The 17,413-nt window shown below is 39.2% G+C and carries 15 protein-coding genes; 7 read left to right on the top strand and 8 right to left on the bottom strand.

From position 1 onward, the window contains the following. The 6 genes from ACYQ0N_RS15105 to ACYQ0N_RS15080 form a co-directional block, all read left to right on the top strand. The coding region (locus tag ACYQ0N_RS15105) for an ABC transporter ATP-binding protein (RefSeq protein ID WP_460163148.1) at positions 1-1,381 on the top strand (1,381 nt) is incomplete at its 5' end. After that, positions 1,381-3,117 (top strand): ABC transporter ATP-binding protein, encoded by a 1,737-nt coding sequence (locus tag ACYQ0N_RS15100; RefSeq protein ID WP_460163149.1) that lies wholly within the window; start codon positions 1,381-1,383, stop codon positions 3,115-3,117. The genes ACYQ0N_RS15105 and ACYQ0N_RS15100, both read left to right, overlap by 1 nt. A 71-nt stretch (positions 3,118-3,188) precedes the next feature. Then, positions 3,189-3,887 carry a 4'-phosphopantetheinyl transferase family protein gene (locus ACYQ0N_RS15095; RefSeq protein WP_177531936.1) on the top strand — a complete coding sequence of 233 codons (699 nt, stop codon included), beginning with the start codon at positions 3,189-3,191 and terminating at the stop codon, positions 3,885-3,887. A 413-nt stretch (positions 3,888-4,300) separates the two neighbouring features. Beyond that, entirely contained in the window at positions 4,301-5,038 is a 738-nt protein-coding gene (locus tag ACYQ0N_RS15090) for a hypothetical protein (protein WP_460163147.1), read from the top strand. Positions 5,039-5,082: 44 nt separating this feature from the next. Continuing rightward, complete coding sequence (locus ACYQ0N_RS15085) at positions 5,083-6,405, top strand: family 43 glycosylhydrolase (RefSeq protein WP_460163146.1); 1,323 nt, start codon at positions 5,083-5,085, stop codon at positions 6,403-6,405. Between the two features lie 8 nt (positions 6,406-6,413). After that, positions 6,414-7,568 carry a glycoside hydrolase family 5 protein gene (locus ACYQ0N_RS15080; protein WP_177531939.1) on the top strand — a complete coding sequence of 385 codons (1,155 nt, stop codon included), beginning with the start codon at positions 6,414-6,416 and terminating at the stop codon, positions 7,566-7,568. A gap of 38 nt (positions 7,569-7,606) precedes the next feature. On the opposite strand, the gene adhE is transcribed toward ACYQ0N_RS15080, so the two are convergent. The 4 genes from adhE to ACYQ0N_RS15060 all read right to left on the bottom strand — a co-directional run bounded on the left by adhE (position 7,607) and on the right by ACYQ0N_RS15060 (position 12,450). After that, positions 7,607-10,249 carry a bifunctional acetaldehyde-CoA/alcohol dehydrogenase gene (gene adhE / locus ACYQ0N_RS15075; protein ID WP_460163145.1) on the bottom strand — a complete coding sequence of 881 codons (2,643 nt, stop codon included), beginning with the start codon at positions 10,247-10,249 and terminating at the stop codon, positions 7,607-7,609. 189 nt (positions 10,250-10,438) lie between these two features. Continuing rightward, positions 10,439-10,897, bottom strand: coding sequence for a C-GCAxxG-C-C family protein (locus ACYQ0N_RS15070; protein WP_460163144.1), 459 nt, complete (start codon positions 10,895-10,897; stop codon positions 10,439-10,441). 19 nt (positions 10,898-10,916) lie between these two features. Continuing rightward, a complete protein-coding gene (locus ACYQ0N_RS15065; protein WP_177531941.1) occupies positions 10,917-11,189 on the bottom strand; it encodes a hypothetical protein in 273 nt (90 codons plus the stop codon). Positions 11,190-11,229: 40 nt separating this feature from the next. Further along, the gene (locus ACYQ0N_RS15060) at positions 11,230-12,450 is read right to left on the bottom strand and encodes a 6-phosphofructokinase (protein WP_460163143.1); all 1,221 of its coding nucleotides are present in this window, start codon (positions 12,448-12,450) and stop codon (positions 11,230-11,232) included. Between the two features lie 626 nt (positions 12,451-13,076). Here ACYQ0N_RS15060 and ACYQ0N_RS15055 point away from each other — a divergent pair. Further along, positions 13,077-13,916 (top strand): AraC family transcriptional regulator, encoded by an 840-nt coding sequence (locus tag ACYQ0N_RS15055; RefSeq protein WP_177531943.1) that lies wholly within the window; start codon positions 13,077-13,079, stop codon positions 13,914-13,916. A 36-nt stretch (positions 13,917-13,952) separates the two neighbouring features. Here ACYQ0N_RS15055 and rbr read toward each other — a convergent pair whose 3' ends face one another. The 4 genes from rbr to ACYQ0N_RS15035 form a co-directional block, all read right to left on the bottom strand. Beyond that, entirely contained in the window at positions 13,953-14,498 is a 546-nt protein-coding gene (rbr, locus tag ACYQ0N_RS15050) for a rubrerythrin (RefSeq protein WP_177531944.1), read from the bottom strand. Positions 14,499-14,650: 152 nt separating this feature from the next. Beyond that, the gene (locus ACYQ0N_RS15045) at positions 14,651-15,364 is read right to left on the bottom strand and encodes a dockerin type I repeat-containing protein (protein WP_460163142.1); all 714 of its coding nucleotides are present in this window, start codon (positions 15,362-15,364) and stop codon (positions 14,651-14,653) included. Positions 15,365-15,394: 30 nt separating this feature from the next. Further along, complete coding sequence (locus ACYQ0N_RS15040; RefSeq protein ID WP_460163141.1) at positions 15,395-16,045, bottom strand: transglutaminase-like domain-containing protein; 651 nt, start codon at positions 16,043-16,045, stop codon at positions 15,395-15,397. Further along, a complete protein-coding gene (locus ACYQ0N_RS15035) occupies positions 16,018-17,400 on the bottom strand; it encodes an N-acetylmuramoyl-L-alanine amidase family protein (protein ID WP_460163140.1) in 1,383 nt (460 codons plus the stop codon). Before ACYQ0N_RS15035 ends, ACYQ0N_RS15040 begins: the two co-directional genes overlap by 28 nt. Positions 17,401-17,413 lie beyond the last annotated feature (13 nt).

Here is a 17,413-nt window from a genome sequence, read left to right as displayed (position 1 = left end):
ATTTTTTGCAGAGCATATAGGTGATTTGGTAACAGGCATACTTACGCCTATTTGTCTGATAATCCTCATGTTCAATATTGATGTTAAAATGACGTTTGCAGCGTTATTATCCATACCCTTTGCGCTAATCGGCATGATATTTATCATGTTCAACAAAAAGTACATGAAAGCAAATAAGGCATACAGCGAATCAATGGGCAGCATCACTTCTGACGCAGTTGAATATTTCAAGGCGCTCCCCGTTGTCAGGATTTTCAACAGCCGTGGAAAAAGTGAAGACGCTTTGAGAAAGGACATTGATAATATTCACAAATACACCTATGAACAGGGCAAGCACTCCATGTTCGGGTACACCTTCTTTACCACCTTTATCACAGCCTCACTTCTCGGCATACTTCTTATGAGCGTTTACGAGTACTGTTCGGGGGGAGATCTCTGGGCGATCATTTCAAAAGTATTGTTCTTCTATATCGTAGGTGCAAATCTTGCAGGTCCTATGATGAACCTTACCATATTCACCCTTGCCTTAAGAAAATTCGGTGTTGCCAACGATAACGTAAACGATATTCTTACAGCGGAGGAAATGGTACAGCATCAGGATAACGCCAAGCGTCGGGGATATGACATCACATTTGAAAAGGTGAGATTCGGCTACGGCAATAAGGATAAACTGATACTCAACGACTGCTCCATGACTATCCCCGAAGGGAAAATCACAGCTCTAATAGGTCCGTCGGGCGCAGGCAAGACCACCTCCGCAAGGCTTATCGCAGGCTTCTGGAACGACTATGAGGGGGATATAAAAATAGGCGGCAAAAGCATCCGCTCCATGTCACAGGAGGAACTGTACGGCAGTATGGCTTTTGTATTTCAGGAAAACCTCATACTGTCGGATACAGTTGAGGCTAACATCAGAATGAACAACACAACTGCCACCATGGACGACATTATAGACGCCGCTAAAAAGGCGCAGATACATGACTTTATAATGACACTTCCCAGGCATTATCAGACGGTCATAGGCGACGGCGGTCACAACCTTTCCGGAGGAGAAAAACAGAGGATAGCAATAAGCAGAGTATTCCTTAAAAATGCTCCCATACTTGTCCTTGATGAAGCTACCTCTTATGCAGATGCAGAGAACGAGCAGCTTATAAACAAAGCGCTGACGGAACTTAGCAGGGGCAAGACGGTTGTTATGATAGCGCATAAGATGTCCTCCATAAAAAATGCGGATCAGATAATAGTACTTTCCGATGGCAAAAACACCGCGTCGGGTACAGACGAACTGCTTATGGAAAGCTCTGGAATTTACCGCCGATTGTGGGAGGAGTATATAAAGGGAAGCAACTGGACGATCGAAGGGAGCGTGAACAGGTGATGAAAGAAAAGCTAATGACATTATTATCGGAAATAGATAAAAAGAGCCTGAAAAAAATACTCATATGGGGCTTTTTATCCGCCGTTGCAAAGGCATTGCCCTATATGTTTATCATCATGTCAGCGGCGGAATTGATAAAGCCGCTGGCAGGCGGGACAATAAACCAAAAAATGTTGATTATCTACTGTATAATGATGATAGCGTCTTATATTATCATGTATATTTTCAGTATGAAGTCATGGATAACCATTTCCTACGACGCAGCCTCTATAGTGAAAAACGGCAGAAATAGCACGTTGAGTTCCTTTAACAGTTTTCCGGTGGGAAAAATACTGGAAAAGGACACAAATGAGATAACAGGCTATGTGGTGGACGATCACGAGAACTTTCTGCTGGTAATCTCGGATATTCTCGATCCGATACTCCATTCCATTGTAATGCCTGTGCTGGGATTTATTGCAATGCTGTTTATTTCATGGCAGCTTGACCTTATAGCCTTGGCAGTGGCCGTACTTTCCTTTGCGATCTACTTTGCCATGCAGAAAAAAAGCGCTAAAGCAGGTGAAGAACTCAACGAGATAAACGATAAGGTAAATGCAGGCGTGTTGGAATATGTGAAAAATATCCATCTGCTGAAGGGCTTTAACATGACGGGCGACAGCTTTGTAAGATTTTCCGAAAACTTAAAACAGCTTAAAAAAAGATCGATCGAAAAGCAAACAGCAGTGGGAACGCTTATAGGCTCATGCTCAATGATACTCACTCTTGGTATCCCCATCACAGCGGTCGCGGGACTGCTTCTATGGTATGCAGGTTCTATCAGTATTACCGCTTATATAGTATTTCAAATAGCGCTGCCCAAGATATATACTCCTTTGACTACCGAATTTGCCCTTATGGATCAGTTAAGGTACTTGTTCGATTCCATAGATCATCTCTACGATCTCAGCCGTTCGGAAAAACTCTCGGAGGGCAGCAAGATATTACCTGTAAAAAAATACGACGTGGAGTTTAAAAACGTTACATTTACCTACGACGACAAAAACTACGTGCTGCAAAACATGAGCTTCAAGGCAGAAATGAACAAAATGACAGCGCTTGTAGGACATTCAGGATGCGGAAAATCTACTGTTTTACAGCTTATTTCACGTTTTTATGACAATCAGTCGGGAATTATCAGTATCGGCGGAGTGGATTCAAAAAAGCTCCCTTACAGTCAGCTCCTTGACATGATAAGTATTGTTTTTCAGGAAAGCTATCTTTTTAATGATACCATTAAAAATAACATGAAGCTTGCAAAATCAAATGCCACCGACGAAGAAATAATAGCAGCGGCTAAAAAGGCAGGCTGTCATGAGTGGATAACAAGTCTTGAAAAGAAATATGATACAGTTATAGGTGAAAGCGGAAGTAGTGTATCAGGTGGTGAAAGACAGCGTATTGCAGTTGCAAGAGCTATTTTGAAGGACGCGCCTATTATACTACTTGATGAAGCTACAGCAAGTCTTGATATAGAAAATGAGAGTCTTGTTCAGCAGTCGATAAACGAACTTGTCAAAGGAAAGACCATAATCATAGTTGCTCATCATCTTAATACTATAAAAAATGCGGACAAGATAGTTGTTATAGATGATAAAAAAGTTGTTGAGGAAGGAACTCATACTCAGCTTATGGAGAAAAAAGGTCTCTACAATGAATTATGGAAAAAACAGTTTAATGCTGTTGAACATTCCTGAACAACCGTTTAATGCAATACCGCGCACAATAGTTATGCGGTATTGCATTAAATTTTATGGGAGATAAATGTATGTTCGATACAATCAATGTTTACTTACTCGAAACTACCGAAAATTTAAAATGGAACCACATATGCGGTATGCAGAAATATGTTTCAATTCAAAGACAGAAACGTATAAACAAGTACAGGTTTGAACGCGACAGGATTTCTTCTCTCGTAACCGCTTTGATGACGCGCATGATAATAAGTAAAAATACAGGCTTGGCTGAATATAGTCTGAACTTTCAAACCAATAAGTTTGGTAAGCCATACCTTACCAATTTAACGGGTTATGAATTCTCAATATCACACACATATAGAAAATCTGTTTTTACTGATTATAACAGTTCTATAGGAATTGACATTGAAACATATTCTAACAGTATAAAAGAATATGAAAATATTTATAGAAATAACTTTACCGCAAATGAAATTATGCATATAAATTCATCTGTGAATCCTTTTAAGGAGTTTGTGAAAATCTGGACATCCAAGGAAGCGTATGTAAAAATGATTGGAACGGGACTTTCAACACCGCTTTTATCATTTGATGTTATGAACAAAACAAACAAATTTAAAATACTCACCACTGAATATAAATATACTGCCATATCAGTATGCTGTAATTGTAACTGTAAAAATATTACCATTATTCCTGTTACTTTAGAAGAACTGGTAACATTCTATAATCAGATGGGTGCACAAAATTTAAGATTTGTTCACCAATGAATAGTTTCATTGTTGATTATTTAAGATATTTGTGTTATACTTAATTAATCCTGATTTTTTTAAAGCGGCGAAAAGCTATTATCTCCGATTTGTAAATTATCAGCAGACGATATGGATAAGCTTTCAAGCTTATTAGAAACTTGGAATATTAATAATATTTTAACTGTAATTTTTTGATTAAAAGAACAATTATCCGAACATTATGATCCTATCAATGATAAAAGCTAAGTAGAAAAAGTATTAAAAACAGATACGCAGATAAAAATTAAAGGTACGAATAAATAATGCGCTAACGTTACGCCGCATCAGGTGCAAGTCAGGAAACTCGGTGCAGGTTCAACTCCTGTTATCCTCACAACAGCGCTCAGAAAATTTCATTTTTTACGGACTTTTTTATTTTTACGGAGGTAATTATGAGACATAAGATTTTATTAACGGTATCAACGGCAATATGTATGACAACTATGTTTACAGCCTGCAATACTAATGAAATCCCAAAAAATCTATTAGAGGAATCCGTAAGTCTCTCAGATGATAATTCTGAAAAAAAAACAAAGAAGCTCACTGCAATTAACTCCGTTCCTGATGTTCCAATTGTAAGCTCTGCTAAGGTCAAGTCATATAAGCACCCCAATAAAGCTTTTTCGTTAAAAGACTTAAACACATCATTATTTTTAAAAAACGGCTGGGAAATTGCGGAGGGCGGAACTGCGACAGATAATCAGACTGATGAAATTACGTCGTTTCCGGCGGTTATTCAATATCTTGATACGAAAAATATAATCACTGTGACAGTCGCAGACGAGTGTGCAGAAAAAGATAGCTTCCTTGCAAAAACAGAGGATTCCTATATTTCCACCTATGGCAATTCTTATGACAACATTGAAATAATTGAATTTGAGCGCATTTCTATTGATAAATTTGATTCAATAGAAATCGCCGCAGATGTTAAAATTAAGAGCGACAGCTTTAAAATGGTTCATATTATTACAAATGATGTTGACGGTAAAACTTATTCATGGACGCTTTTGGACAACGACGAAGCATTCCCTGACTTTAATCTTGCTGACGCACTAAGCTATCCTATAATAATAGAATTTCCAGAATTTAAAGATCTGGACAGCTATTATAAAGTTAATACTGATTATTGAGCGTAGGCTTATACATATAAATATAGAAAAAGGAGCTATTTTAAATGGCCAATCCATACCTTCCCTCCTGGGAATACATACCTGACGGAGAGCCAAGAGTATTCGGCGATCGCATATATATTTACGGCTCTCATGATACCGCCGGTTCCGATTCTTTCTGTGATTACAAATTAAAAATATGGTCGGCTCCCGTCAGTAATCCGAACCGCTGGACATGCCACGGCGACTGCTTCCATACACGCGCTGACCGCGATCACAGCTCAGACACTGAGAACTGGACAGACAACAAGCTTTTTGCTCCGGACGTCATTGAATATAAGGGCAAGTATTATCTTTTTGCATATATAATAGGCGCTAAGGGATGTGTGGCTGTAAGCGAACGCCCTGAAGGTCCCTTTGAGCTAATAGCTCCATATGATTACATAAACCGGAATAACTGCTTCGGCGACGGATGGTTTATAGATCCGGGGGTTTTTGCCGACGACGACGGACAGATATATATTTACTGCGGATTTGAAAGTTCATTTGCCGCAAAAATCAATCCCCAGAAAATGAACGAAATAATAGACGGAAGCTATGTAAAGGATATTATACCTACCGAGCCGCCGTTTGAGTTTTTTGAAGCCTGCTCTGTGAGAAAAATTAAAAACACATACTATCTTATATATTCTCCAAAAACAGGCAGCAAGCTGGTTTACGCTACTTCGGATAATCCTCTCGGTCCGTTTGAATTCAGGGGTACGATAATAGATAACGGTATTGACTATCCCGGCAGCAATAATCACGGCTCTTTGTGCTGTATAAACGAGCAATGGTATATATTTTATCACAGAGGAACAAATAATACTATTATGTCAAGACAAGCGTGTGCCGAAAGAATCGAAATATTGGCCGACGGCTCTATACCGCAGGTAGAAATGACGTCTCTCGGCTTTGAGGATTCTCTTTCTCCTTATAAAATCACTCCGGCAGACGCAGCGTGCGTTTTGAAGGGGGGCTGTTACTTAACTGAAAAAAATGTATTTTCCAGATATATAACCGATATTACAAAGGGTTGTGTGATGGGATTCAAATATTTTGATTTCGGTGACGATTATTCAAGCAAAACTATGGAAGTTTGCTTTAATGTAAAGGGGCAGGGATGCAGAGGACTTATAAGAATCGTTTCGGATAACTATGAAAACGGAGAAGAATTAGGCGTTTGTGAAATCGGTCTGGACGACGGCATTTACAAAGCATGTATAAAAGCGATTACAGGCAGACATGCGATATATTTTATTGCGGACGACAACTATACAGACTGGACTGCTGAAATGTTTAAGGGTAAAAGGCTTTTTGAGCTTAAAGAATTTGTATTTATGAAATGAGGTAAGAAATGAAATTATTAAAAGCGTTTACAGTAATAACCTCCGCCGTAATTCTTTTCACCGCTTTGTCAGGCTGCGGAAGCGACAAGGAGGATAAAAAAGAAAAGGTACGTGATTTGACTACCGCTGAGATCGTCACTGAAATGGGACTTGGTATAAACCTTGGCAATACCCTTGAATCATGCGGAGACTGGATAGACGACAGCAGCATAACAAATTACGAAACGGCATGGGGCTCCCCTGTTATAACCGAGGAAATGATCGCAGGCTATTCAAAAGCGGGCTTTAAATCAGTCAGAATACCAGTGGCGTGGTCTAATATGATATCGGACGATTATACCGTTAATCCGGATCTTATGAAACGCGTTACACAGATAACTGATTACGTTATAGACAACAATATGTACGCCGTTGTCAACATACACTGGGACGGCGGATGGTTTGAAAAGTTTTCTACGGAATATGACGAATGTCTAAAAAAATATACTGCAATCTGGTCACAGATTTCCGAAAATTTCAAGGATTACGGAGATAAGCTGATATTTGAATCGCTAAACGAAGAAGGATACTATGAGGATATATGGAACAGATACAGCGGCTCAGACGAAGGCAAGGCGGAAGCATACGGAATCCTCAACAGCATAAATCAGGAATTTGTTAATCTTGTCCGAAATTCCGGCGGTAACAATGAAAAACGTCATTTGCTGATAGCCGGTTATGCAACTGATATAACTCTTACCTGCGATCCCCTTTTCAAAATGCCGGACGATAAAGAGTCAAGCTGCGCCGTATCAGTTCATTATTACACACCGGCAAATTTCTGCATTCTTGAAGAGGATGCAGATTGGGGTAAAGCAAGGTCAGACTGGGGCTCAGAAATTGATTTAAAAGAGCTTGAAAAAAATATGGAGCTTATGAAAACAACCTTTGTAGATAATGGCATACCAGTAATCATTGGTGAATACGGGTGTGCAACTAAAAATAAGAATCCGGAATCCGTAAGACTATTTCTGACAACCGTCTGCAAAGAGGCTTATAAAAGAAATATGTGTCCTATGCTATGGGATATAACCGATGTATTTTATAATCGTACAACATGCGAAATGATAGATTCTCAGCTTGCACAATCGTTTTTAGATATAGCGGAAAGCCAACGTAATTAAAAAAAGGAACGCTTTTGAGCGTTCCTTTTTATTTATTATTATTTTCCGTAATAAGCGAGCATATAAAGACGCTTTAATTCGTCAATCCTCGGCAGACGAGGATTAGCTGTAGTACACTGGTCGTCAAAAGCCTTGTAAGCGAGATCGTCCAATGCGCCCTCATAGGTCTTAGGATCTATATAAGATCTCTTATCATTTTCGCCTGCTTCCTTGATAGTCAAAGGAATATTTACTTCCTTCATTAGATTTCTTACAGCGTCTGCAAGAGCCTTTACCCCTTCCTGAGCCGTTGCGTTCTGCGGAATCAATCCGAGCATCTTTGCGATTTCAGCATAACGCTCAGGTGCGATATAATGATCGTATTTCGGCCATGCTGCAAATTTTGTAGGAGTAGGTTCTCCGTTATATTCGATAACATGCGGCAGCAGATATGCGTTAGCAAGACCGTGAGGAATGTGGAACTCTCCTCCAAGCTTGTGCGCTAACGAATGATTTACGCCGAGGAATGCATTTGTAAACGCCATACCGGCTATACAGGACGCATTGTGCATTTTTTCTCTTGAAAGCTCGTCGGCATTCTTATATGAGCTTGGAAGATACTCAAACACCAGCTTGATGGCATGAAGCGCAAGAGCGTCGGTATAATCGTTAGCAAGAACTGAAACATAAGCTTCAATCGCATGAGTAAGAACGTCAAGACCGGTAAATGCAGTAGATGACTTAGGAACTGTATAAACGAATTCAGGATCTATAATTGCTACGTCAGGAGTCAGCTCATAATCGGCAAGAGGATATTTCATATTCTTGCTCTTGTCAGAAATAACCGCAAACGAAGTAACTTCAGAGCCGGTACCGGAAGTTGTAGGAATAGAAACCATTTTAGCCTTTTTACCCATCTTAGGGAACTTATAAACTCTTTTACGGATATCCATAAATTTCTGAGCCATACCGATAAAGTCGGCGTCAGGATTTTCATAGAAGAGCCACATAGCCTTAGCTGCGTCCATTGCTGAACCGCCGCCAAGAGCAACGATTACATCAGGCTGGAAAGAATTCATAACCGCTACGCCTTTACGGACTGTTGTAAGGTCAGGATCAGGCTCTACCTCGCTGAATATCTCAATAGAAGGCTTGTTAGCATTTTTATTTAGCTGATATAATACCCTTTCAACATAGCCGAACTGTACCATACCCGGATCGGCTACGATCATAACTCTGTTCATATCAGGCATCTTTGCAAGATACTGAACCGAACCTGGTTCAAAATAAATCTTTTCAGGAACCTTAAACCACTGCATATTCAATCTCCTCTTAGCCACTTTCTTTCTGTTGATAAGGTTTTTAGCCGTAACGTTTTCAGAAACGGAATTCTTACCATAGGAACCGCAGCCAAGAGTAAGCGAAGGCGCCATTGAGTTATATACGTCGCCGATAGCTCCGAAAGAAGCTGGAGAATTTACTACGACACGGCTTGCCTTCATTGTTTCGCCGTATTTTTCAATAAGCTCGTCGTTAGACGAGTGAATTACTGCGGTATGACCGGCACCGTGCTTGAGCATTTCCTCACACATTTCAAACGCATGCTCGGTGCTGTCTGATTTTACAACAGCCAGAACCGGCGAAAGCTTTTCAAGCGCAAGCGGATACTGATCAGCGTTGGTTCCGCCTATTTCTACGCAGAGCACCTTTGTTTCCTTAGGAATCGAAATGCCTGCCTTTTCAGCAATCTGCCACGGATACTGACCTACTACCCAAGGCTGAACGGCCATTTTTTCAACGTTTATTACTACGTCCTGAATCTTCTGAATGTCCTCAGGCTTAGCGAAATAGCAGCCCTGCTCCTTCATAAAGGCAACGGCCTCATCATAAACCTCAGTATCAATTATAGCAGCCTGCTCAGACGCGCAGATCATACCGTTATCAAATGATTTTGAAAGAATAAGATCGTTAAGGGCCTGTTTAAGCTTAGCGGTTTTTTCAATATAGCATGGAGTATTTCCGGGGCCAACTCCAAGAGCCGGCTTACCTGCCGAATAAGCAGCCTTAACCATTCCCGGACCGCCTGTTGCAAGAATTGTAGCAACGTCAGGATGATTCATAAGAAATCCGGTCGCTTCAATTGAAGGAACCTCAATCCACTGAACACAGTTTTCAGGAGCGCCTGCGGCAACGGCAGCGTCTCTTACTATTTCAGCGGCTCTTACAGAACATTTCTGAGCGTTCGGATGGAATCCGAAAATAATAGGATTTCTTGTTTTCGCGCATATAATAGATTTAAACATCGTAGTTGACGTAGGATTTGTTACAGGAGTAACGCCGGCAACAATACCGACAGGCTCGCCGATTTCAAGATAACCTTCGTTTTCATTATCTTCGATTACGCCGACCGTCTTCTCGTATTTAATAGAATGCCAGATATATTCAGTAGAAAAAATATTTTTAGTTACTTTATCTTCAAAGATACCTCTTCCTGTTTCCTCTACAGCCATCTTAGCAAGCTCCATCTGAGCAGAAAGACCAGCAAGAGCCATAGCCTTGGTGATTTTGTCAATTTGCTCCTGATCGAGCTTCATGTATTCGTCAAGCGCAGCCTTAGCCTTAGCAACAAGCTCATCCACCATTGCCTTCGGATCAACCTGAGGCTGCTCGGCGGTCTTATTTGCATCCTTTTCCTTTGCCATTTGATTATCCTCCTATAAAATAAATATGAATTGATAAATTTTCATAAACGGACTTGTTAATTTCTTAACAATGTCATTATACCACATTGTTATTTTTTTGTCAATAGGCTTATGAAATAATTTATAACGAATTATAAGCCTATTTTTCCCCGTCTTTTCTACAATATGCCGAATAGTTTTATAAAAAAACTATATCTCGTTTTTTTTATCGCAGCATTCTAAATATTCTTCAAAAATTTCGGCCGCGTCTCTAACAAGCTCAGCGCAAGGTCTCTTCTTATAATACTCTCCGTTTCGTTCAGAAGGCGTATATCCATCGGCCTCCATTCCCAAAAGCTGACGACATACTATATATTTATTACGCTCCTTAAATCTTTCCGCAAGCGTTTGAATAAGCCTATAATGCTCCTTTTTTGCATTCATGTTCTTAGGATCTGAATAACCGTATTTTATTCCGGCAGCCATAAACATTCCGCTTACAGCTCCGCAGACCTCTCTCATTCTGCCCATTCCCCCTCCGAAGGAGGAGGAAATCATTACAGCCGTTTCAAAATCAATTCCCAGATCCTCGGCAAAGGCTCCGAAAACAGACTGCGAACAATTATAACCCTTTTTAAATAGCTCAACTGCCTTTTCTGATTTTTTCATTATATATTCTCCGTTACTCCTATTTATAAGTCTTATTGATTTTTAGCTTTTCACCGCAATGAGGGCAATATTTTATAACAAAACCTTTAATGGACAAAGCTTTTCCGCAATAGGGACATCTGACAAATATTATTCCAAATATAATACCCGCTGCCGATATTGCTCCTCCTATACAAATAAACTTCATATAAAATTTGCTGAATGACTGAATAATTAGCGGCAGACCGGCTAACGCAATACCCGTCGATATTATTCCCAGTATTATCAATTTTGATAGATTCGGATTTTTCATTTACTTCACCTCTGTAATTGTAGTAAGATAAAAGCGTAAATCAAAACCAATTAGGTATTTTAAAGTGTACGGGCATACCGTTTTTCATCAGTATATTAAGTTCTCCCTGTATAAGCGGAAGAAAATAATCCAGCGCCTGCGACGTCACATTGTTACCCTGATTATTTATCCATTCCTTAGGAAAAAGCTTTTCTTTATTTGCTACTTCATTCGCGTCAACAGGGACTATTTCTGAAAAATAAGGTCTGTCGCTTATTCTTTTAAACGCCATCATTTTTCCGGTCATTCCTTCAACGGCGGCTTTAACCGCTTCCTCTCCTATTCTGACAGATTCGTCAATATCAGTTTTAGAGGCTATGTGAGAGGCGCATCTCTGCATAACGTTCAGCTCTATTGAACGTACCTTACAGCCAATCTCTTCCCTCACGATATTTTCGAGACATTTGCCGATTCCCGAAAGATATTTATGACCAAAGCTGTCATTTGCCCCCGACTGAAAGCCCTCGGCCGCATATTCTCCTCCGCTAAGCTTCAGTCCCTCGGAAACGGCTATAATAACCGCTTTATGCTCTCCGAGCATTCTGTTGACGTCCTCCAGAAAACGCTCTATGCTGAAAGGAGCCTCTGGAAGATAAATCAAATGAGGAGCGTTCTCATCGTTAGCCTTTAAAACACATGCGGACGCGGCAAGCCATCCGGCGTCCCTTCCCATTATCTCAACTATCGTAACAGATTTTACACTGTAAACCGAACTATCTCTTGTAATTTCCTGAAGAGTTGCCGCTACATACTTTGCAGCAGAACCGAAACCGGGCGTATGATCGGTACACATAAGATCATTATCTATCGTTTTGGGTATTCCGACAACCTTTATAGCTATATTATTTTTCCTGAAATATTCAGAAAGCTTTAAAACGGTATCCATAGAGTCGTTGCCGCCTATATAAAAAAACATATCTATACCATTCTTTTTAAAGGTATTTAATATCTTTTCGTATACTTTATCGTCATTCTCAGGCAGCTTGTAACGACATGAGCCTAAAACCGTAGACGGCGTCAGTTTTAATAGCTCCAGGTCCTCATTGCTTCGGATTATTGTTCTCAGATCCACAAGCTCCCCGTTTATGATTCCTTCGATTCCGTTTATGGAGCCGTAAATTTTATCTATTTCCGGATTTTTGGAGGCCTCGGTAAATATGCCTGCCAACGACGCGTTAATCGCGCAGGTCGGTCCCCCTGACTGTGCTGCTGCTATATTCATTTTTCCCCCGATCACCGCTGTAAACGGATTCCGCATTTTTTTACTGCGCGCGGCGCGCTGTATTTATATACCACTATTATTATAATATAGAATAAAAAAAATTACAAGTCTTACTCCGCCCCTCTCATTGCAGAATAAGACCTGTAATTTAAAATTGTAAGTATATTAGCATTAATATACTGCAAAAGCCTCTCCAATACGTACGGTAAACGTATCCCCTTGCAGATTTTTGCGGAAGAATCAAACATGCGCTCAAATTATGCCTGAACTATGAAATTCACTATGTAAAACAGCCTTTGACAATGCATTTTACTAATTACTGCGAAAACGCTTTAAACCAATAAAGAATCAAATCAAAAAATAAACCGCTTTACCGATATAATGCTTATTTATACTAAACCTTGTTTCCATCAAGCTGCCTCAATTTCAACGTTTTTATTATAATATATAAATCATGAAAAATCAACAGATTATATTGCGCCTTTTTTGAACTTTATTGACATATACGGTTACTGTTAAATAATAATATCAAAGCATATTTATACAACATATTTAAAAAATATTGACTTTGGCGTCTAATTATAGTATAATAAGCCCAATAAATTAATAAAGAAATGAGGTAAAATATGAATAAAAAGATAATAAGATTACGAAGTACGCCGACAAAGCATACAAAAAATAATCTTCTATATATGCAGGAAGTCGGTATTCTCCCCTCCGAATCAGCCGGTTATACAAAAAGAAAGCAAATTGATTCATATCTCATAATATTGGTAGATAAAGGAAAAGGATTTATAGAAATCAATAATACGGAATATATTCTGAGCAAAGGACAGTGCGCTTTTATTGACTGTAAAATCGAGCATTCATACAAATGCGATAAAAATGATCCTTGGGAGGTAAAGTGGCTGCATTTTAACGGTATCAGCGCCAAATATTATTTCAATATGTTTTCAAAGGAAAGCTGCTGCGTTTTCACACCTCGCTTAATTAACGTTCTGAACGCTAAGGTTTGCGAAATAATTACGAATAACGCTCATAAAAACAACAAAACAGAAATTATAAACGCTAAGCTGATTACAGATATTCTAACTGCAATACTGACAAATGAAGTAATTCCGGAAAATGGCGAGGAATCTGTAAATCAGATGAAATCAGTAAAAGAATACATAGACAATCATTTTACAGAAAGTATTAATCTCGATAAAATATCCTCTGAATTTTACATGAATAAATATTATATCACCCGAGAATTTAAAAAGGAATACGGCGAAACAATTTTTCAGCATATTATCCGCCGCAGAATAGATTACGCAAAGGAACTGCTTGCAACAACGAATAAAACTATTGATGAAATATCCCATCTTTGCGGTTTTAACGACCAATGCTATTTTTCACGTCAATTCAAAAAAATAGAGGGAATCAGTTCTCTGAATTACAGAAAAAACAATAAGAATAATATATAAAAAACCGACTGAATAATTCAGCCGGTTTAAAATTTATCAAAAATTTTTAGGTTTAATCATAAAGTATGACTGCGGATGCTTACATACCGGACATACCTCCGGAGCTTTACTTCCTATATGCACATGGCCGCAATTTCTGCATTCCCATATCATATCCCCGTCGCGCGAAAATACCAGACCGTCCTTGACGTTTTCCAGCAGCTTACGATAGCGTTCCTCATGCTCCTTCTCAATTTTACCGACTTCCTCAAAAAGATAAGCTATATCCTCAAAGCCTTCTTCTCTGGCATCCTTGGCAAACTTTGCGTACATGTCGGTCCACTCATAATTTTCGCCCTCCGCTGCTGCGGCAAGGTTTTCCTCGGTATCTGAAATACCTCCGTTCAAAAGCTTAAACCATATCTTTGCGTGTTCCTTTTCATTTTCGGCAGTCTCAGTAAAAATAGCTGCAATTTGTTCATAGCCGTCTTTTTTCGCCTTTGATGCAAAGTATGTATATTTGTTTCTCGCCATTGACTCTCCGGCAAAGGCCGCCTCAAGGTTAGCATAGGTTTTTGTACCCTTTAGTTTATTATCTTCCATTTAAACCGCCTCCGTAAAATAATTATTATTGCCATATTATTATAACACATAAAGGAATATTTTGTCAACGCTCCACAAAAACAAGAAACTTTTTTAATTCATAAATCCGTTTATCATATTAACTCCAATAATTTCTAAGAATTATTCAAAGTTTAAAATAGCGTTTTTGCAATATCTATTGCGTCGTAAAGATCAACTGTTCCGTTTTTATTGTAATCTCCGGCTATTAGCTGTTCTTCATTGAAATAGCTGCTGTCCATTAGATATTTTGCTATACCTATCGCGTCATACAGATCAACAACCCCGTCAAAATTAACGTCTCCCGGAGTTATATCGGAAAGTGGAAATGATAAAACTGCCGACGTAGTAATAAAATTGTTTTCGTCTTTAATCGGCTCTCCGTCAGCCGAAAAGACAGGCGTCTCAAGCTCGTCGTTCCTTTTAACAGCAAATGAATAAACATATCCGGCTATTTCCTCGTCGGTTATAAAATCCGTATCTCTTATACTGAATTCATAATTATAAACAAGCAATTCTTCAGTTCCCTTATATTCCGGCACGCCCACAGTCATAATGTAGGAAACGTCGTCCTTGCCCTCAAGGGTGAACAAATAGATATTTTCCGCGGAATCTCCGGAAATAATCGTATCATAATATTTATAATTTCCTTCTTCTGTTATCTGCTCTATCGTTATATAAACATTTCTATCCAGCTCAGTTGTAACAAATACGGCGCCGCATTTGTTACCGTGAATAGGATAATCCGGTTCTACGGCAACAGTTTCCGCTGAAATTCCTGCGGCGGTATAAATGACCGAACCTATGGACAAAACAGCCGCTATTAAACCTGACAATATTTTTTTCATAACGTAAACACTCCAATTATAGTTTTTTTATCAGTAATACTTCGGATACACATATTCATACCATATATAACCGCATGACTTTAGATATATATCCGATACATTTGAATATCCGCCGCATGCGTCATAATTTACCCAGACTCCGTCTGTTTTTACCTGATTCCAGTAATAATCTCCATTTCCGGCGGTTCCATAGACAATTCTTGATTCATATCCCGCCTGATGAAAAAGAATATCCTGAAGAGCGGCGAAATAATAGCTGGTTATATATCTGTTTCCCATTGCATAATTTGCAAAATACCCCCAGCCTTTTTCATTGATTTCTGACAGAGTTCTGCAATATTCTATATATTTATATGTATTGTTTTTTCTCACATAATTATATATTGAAATAGCGTTTCGCCTTATTGTATCCAGAATAGATTCAGCTCTTTTCTGGACTTCTGTAAATTCAGAGGCCTTTCCGTTTTCATCGATGTTATATCCGTCGCGTATGGTATTCACTGCCATACAGCCGTTATCGCTGAAATAATATCTTTGCCCTTCAATAATCTGCCAGCCTGTTTTTACTTCGCCTTCTGCTCCGAAATAGTATTTTTCATTTCCGATAGTTTTCCAGCCTACCGACATTACGCCTCTCTCGTCAAAATAATATTTTATTCCTTCAATTGTCTGCCAGCCCATAACCGCTTGACCGTTTTTCCCGAAATAATATTTTTTCCATCACATTCCTGCCATTCGTAGCTCATTCTGCCGTCAGCGTCAAAATAATAAATATTTCCGTCAATTGTCTGTATTCCCGTTTGCATTACTCCGGTTTTGTCAAAGTAGTATTTTTCCGAATCAATTGTCATAATTCCGGTAGACATTTTTCCGTCCCTGCCAAAGTAATAACTTTTATCGTCTATCTTCTGCCATTTAAACTGCATAACGCCTTCGTTGTTAAAATAATATCTGCTGCCGTCTATTGTTATAAAACCGGTCTGCATAATACCGCTGCTGTCAAAATAATACTTTGAAGCTCCTATTACCGCCAACCCGACAGTCATTTTGCCTTCCTGACCGAAATAATACGTATTATCCTCGATTTTTTGCCACAGCTTCAGCATTTTTCCGTCGGCTCCAAAGCAATATGTAGAATCTCCTATAATATTAAATCCTGTTTTCATAAGGCAATCGCTGCCGAAATAGTAAGTAAAACCGTCTTCTTCAACAAAACCTTCGGCAAGGGAGCCGTCAGAATAATAATACCTTGTTCCGTCGTCAAATTTCTGTAATCCGGTTTCAAGACAACCATTTTCTGAAAAGCGGTATTTCAAGCCGTCAATTTCATATTCACCCGTATATTTTCCCTTTTCAGAATCGGTATAATAAACATAACCGTTATAATATACCCAGCCGTAAACCGGCAAAGCCGTATCGTAATCATAAAATACTCTTTTGCCGTCGACTGTCTGCCAGCCGCTCTGAAGCTTTCCCTTCGGGGAAAATATATATTTTATGCCGTCTACAATGCAATCGCCTACAAATACCTCCCCGTCTTCCCCGCTGTAGTATTTATTTCCGTCATATTCGAACCAACCCGTCAGAAGCTCTCCGTTTTCGTTGAATACAAAGGTCTTTCCGTCTATTTGATTTATACCCGTAAGCTTTCCTTTTTCTGAATCAGCGTAAAAACGCTGATTCATATAATCAATCCACCCTGTTTTATTTTCGCCTGTATTCAGGTCGAAATACCTTCTTATACCGTCAACGGTAAACCAGCCCTTTTTCATTGCTCCATTGGACGCAAAATAATATATGCTTCCGCTTATTTCATGTATCCCCGTATATTTTTGTCCATCTTGTCCGTAATAATAGGCTTTTCCGTCGTTGTCATATACCCAGCCTAAATTATCGGATATTGCCGCGGTATTTTCAGAAACGTCTTCATATATTTCAGTCTCGCCAGACGCAGCGGCTACGAACGTTGAGAAAGAAGCTCCGGAAATTATCAGTCCGGCCGCAAAGGCGGATGTATATTTTAATAGCTTTATCACTCCTTTTATCCCT

It is taken from the genome of Ruminococcus sporogenes (genome assembly GCF_054655175.1).
The sequence above is the reverse complement of the archived record's forward strand: the minus strand, read 5'-3'. Positions and strand labels throughout refer to the sequence as shown.

What these genes read in the sequence shown, in the direction of transcription:
- ACYQ0N_RS15060 (WP_460163143.1), bottom strand. Translation starts at nt 12,450, where the DNA reads ATGAATATAGCAGCAGCACAGTCAGGGGGACCGACCTGCGCGATTAAC.
- ACYQ0N_RS15055 (WP_177531943.1), top strand. Translation starts at nt 13,077, where the DNA reads ATGAATAAAAAGATAATAAGATTACGAAGTACGCCGACAAAGCATACA.
- ACYQ0N_RS15100 (WP_460163149.1), top strand. Translation starts at nt 1,381, where the DNA reads ATGAAAGAAAAGCTAATGACATTATTATCGGAAATAGATAAAAAGAGC.
- rbr (WP_177531944.1), bottom strand. Translation starts at nt 14,498, where the DNA reads ATGGAAGATAATAAACTAAAGGGTACAAAAACCTATGCTAACCTTGAG.
- ACYQ0N_RS15085 (WP_460163146.1), top strand. Translation starts at nt 5,083, where the DNA reads ATGGCCAATCCATACCTTCCCTCCTGGGAATACATACCTGACGGAGAG.
- ACYQ0N_RS15065 (WP_177531941.1), bottom strand. Translation starts at nt 11,189, where the DNA reads ATGAAAAATCCGAATCTATCAAAATTGATAATACTGGGAATAATATCG.
- ACYQ0N_RS15070 (WP_460163144.1), bottom strand. Translation starts at nt 10,897, where the DNA reads ATGAAAAAATCAGAAAAGGCAGTTGAGCTATTTAAAAAGGGTTATAAT.
- ACYQ0N_RS15040 (WP_460163141.1), bottom strand. Translation starts at nt 16,045, where the DNA reads ATGGGCTGGCAGACAATTGAAGGAATAAAATATTATTTTGACGAGAGA.
- adhE (WP_460163145.1), bottom strand. Translation starts at nt 10,249, where the DNA reads ATGGCAAAGGAAAAGGATGCAAATAAGACCGCCGAGCAGCCTCAGGTT.
- ACYQ0N_RS15090 (WP_460163147.1), top strand. Translation starts at nt 4,301, where the DNA reads ATGAGACATAAGATTTTATTAACGGTATCAACGGCAATATGTATGACA.
- ACYQ0N_RS15080 (WP_177531939.1), top strand. Translation starts at nt 6,414, where the DNA reads ATGAAATTATTAAAAGCGTTTACAGTAATAACCTCCGCCGTAATTCTT.
- ACYQ0N_RS15095 (WP_177531936.1), top strand. Translation starts at nt 3,189, where the DNA reads ATGTTCGATACAATCAATGTTTACTTACTCGAAACTACCGAAAATTTA.
- ACYQ0N_RS15045 (WP_460163142.1), bottom strand. Translation starts at nt 15,364, where the DNA reads ATGAAAAAAATATTGTCAGGTTTAATAGCGGCTGTTTTGTCCATAGGT.